This window comes from Micromonospora sp. NPDC049799, assembly GCF_040656655.1.
Classification (GTDB): Bacteria; Actinomycetota; Actinomycetes; order Mycobacteriales; family Micromonosporaceae; genus Micromonospora.
Window position 1 is genome coordinate 1 of the sequence record NZ_JBFAMU010000670.1, and the last position, 2,263, is coordinate 2,263.

Annotated in this window: 3 protein-coding genes and 1 pseudogene; all 4 read left to right on the plus strand. The window is 69.5% G+C overall.

Going from position 1 to position 2,263, the window contains the following annotated elements:
* A partial coding sequence (locus AB0I76_RS28025; RefSeq protein WP_357041574.1) for a DHHA1 domain-containing protein occupies nt 1–223 on the plus strand: 223 nt, incomplete at its 5' end.
* A gap of 72 nt (nt 224–295) precedes the next feature.
* Entirely contained in the window at nt 296–757 is a 462-nt protein-coding gene (gene ruvX, locus AB0I76_RS28030) for a Holliday junction resolvase RuvX (protein ID WP_357041577.1), read from the plus strand.
* Nucleotides 754–1,956, plus strand: a complete 1,203-nt coding sequence (gene mltG / locus AB0I76_RS28035; protein ID WP_357041580.1) for an endolytic transglycosylase MltG — start codon at nt 754–756, stop codon at nt 1,954–1,956. The genes ruvX and mltG overlap by 4 nt, the downstream gene beginning before the upstream one ends.
* Nucleotides 1,956–2,263 (plus strand): annotated as a pseudogene (locus AB0I76_RS28040) (shikimate dehydrogenase); the annotation flags it as partial. The gene mltG and the pseudogene AB0I76_RS28040, both read left to right, overlap by 1 nt.

The following is a 2,263-nucleotide window of genomic DNA, read 5'->3' on the forward strand; positions in this document are numbered from 1 at the left end:
GGCGGTGGTCGCGGTGGCGGCGCGGGCCAACGGCAAGGCGTCGCTGGTGGTGGCCGTCAACCAGGCGGCCCGTGCGCGCGGTCTGGCCGCGTCGGACCTGGTGAAGGCCGCCTTCTCCGGGCGGGGCGGCGGCAGTGGAGACCTCGCCCAGGGCGGTGGCCTGCCCGCGGCGGAAGCGCCCACGCTCCTGCTGACGGTCGAGAAGGCGATCGCCGAGGCGTGATGGACGACTCGACGCGACCAGGGCGGACCGCACGGTCCGCCCTGGTTCGTCATCAGGGGGGAGTGACGCTGGGTGACTGAGTTGCCTCGTGGCGTCCGCCTCGGCGTCGACGTCGGCCAGGTGCGGGTCGGGGTGTCCCGGTCCGATCCGCACGGGGTGCTCGCCACCCCGCTGGTCACCCTGGCCCGGGACCTGACGGCGGCGCCGGACACGGTGCCGAGTGACTTCACCCAGCTCGCGGCCCTCGTGGCGGAGCACGAAGCGGTCGAGGTCGTCGTCGGCCTTCCGGTCAACCTCGCCGGCAAGCACGGCCCGGCCGCCCTCCACGTGAAGGCGTACGCTGACCAACTGGCCGATGTAATAGCGCCCGTTCCGGTAACGCTCACCGACGAGAGGATGTCCACCGTCGTGGCTTCTCGTAGGCTTGCCGAGCGCGGCGTCCGAGGACGACGGCAACGGGCGGTGGTCGACCAGGCCGCCGCGGTGGAGATTCTGCAGAGCTGGCTGGACGCGCAGCGGAGGCGGACACGATGATCGACGATCTCGACCTGGGGTTTGACGAGCAGGATCGGGGTGAGAAGGGCCGGCACCGGCGCGGTTACGTGCGTAAGCGCAACGGCGGCTCCGGCGGCGGGCGGGGCAAGACCGTCCTGGCTCTCCTTCTCGCCTTCGTCCTGCTGGGCGGCATCGGGGGCGGAGCCTTCTACGGCTTCGACCGGGTGCAGAGCTACTTCGTCACCCCGGACTACGACGGCACCGGCACCGAGGAGGTGCAGGTCGAGATCAAGGCCGGCGCGCTGCTCGCCGACATGGCCGTCACGCTCTACGACTCCGGTGTGGTGAAGAGCACCAAGGCGTTCATCGAGGCGGCCGACGAGAACTCGCGCAGCAAGAACATCCAGCCCGGCACCTACAAGCTGCGCAAGCAGATGAGCGCCGCGAACGCCATCACCGCCATGCTGGACCCGAAGAACAAGATCGTCAACGGGGTGACCATCCCCGAGGGTCGCACCGCGAAGAACATCTACAAGGTGCTCAGCGAGAAGACCAAGATCCCGGTCAAGGACTTCGAGGCCGCCGCCAAGGACCCGATCGCGCTGGGCGTGCCGGACTGGTGGTTCAAGCGGGAGGACGGCAAGACGGTCAAGCCGTCGATCGAGGGCTTCCTCTACCCGGACACGTACGAGATCCCGCCGAAGGCGACCGCCGAGACGGTCCTCAAGCAGATGGTGGAGAATTTCCTCACCGTCACCAGCGAGCTGCAGTTCGCCGACAAGGTGCAGAAGGACCTGGGGGGCGTCAGCCCGTACGAGGCGCTGATCGTGGCGTCGCTCGCCCAGGCCGAGGCCGGCACCAAGAAGGACCTCGGCAAGGTCGCCCGGGTCGCCTACAACCGGGTGTACAAGGGCAACTTCCCGTGTAACTGCCTGGAGATGGACGTCACCGTCAACTACTACCTGGAGCTGACCGGTCAGAAGACCAAGACGTCCGCCCAGATGACCCAGTCAGACCTGGACAACCCGAAGAACCCGTACAACCGGAAGCTGCAGGGCCTGGTCCCCACCCCGATCAACAACCCGGGCAAGGACGCGTTGGCCGGCGCGATGGCTCCGCCGAAGGGCAACTGGCTCTTCTTCGTGGCGGTGGACCGGGAGGGTAACTCCGCCTTCGCCGACACCTACGAGCAGCACCAGCGCAACGAGGCCAAGGCCCGGGAGGCCGGGATCATCTGATGGCGGCGCACAGGGCGGCGGTGCTCGGGAAGCCGATCGCGCACTCCCTCTCCCCGGTGATCCACAACGCCGGTTACGCGGCGGCGGGGCTCGTCGGCTGGTCGTACGCCCGGATCGAGTGCGCGGCCTCGGAGCTGCCGGACCTGGTCGCGGGCCTGGGCCCGGAGTGGGCCGGGCTGTCGGTGACCATGCCGTGCAAGGAGGCGGCGCTCGCGGTGGCCGCGGAGGCCTCGCCGGTCGCCGCGGCCGTCGGCGCGGCCAACACGCTGGTACGCCGGCCGGACGGCTCCTGGTACGCGGACATCAC

Excerpts from the sequence above, each read along its gene's own strand:
- mltG (WP_357041580.1), top strand. The coding sequence starts at position 754 with ATGATCGACGATCTCGACCTGGGGTTTGACGAGCAGGATCGGGGTGAG.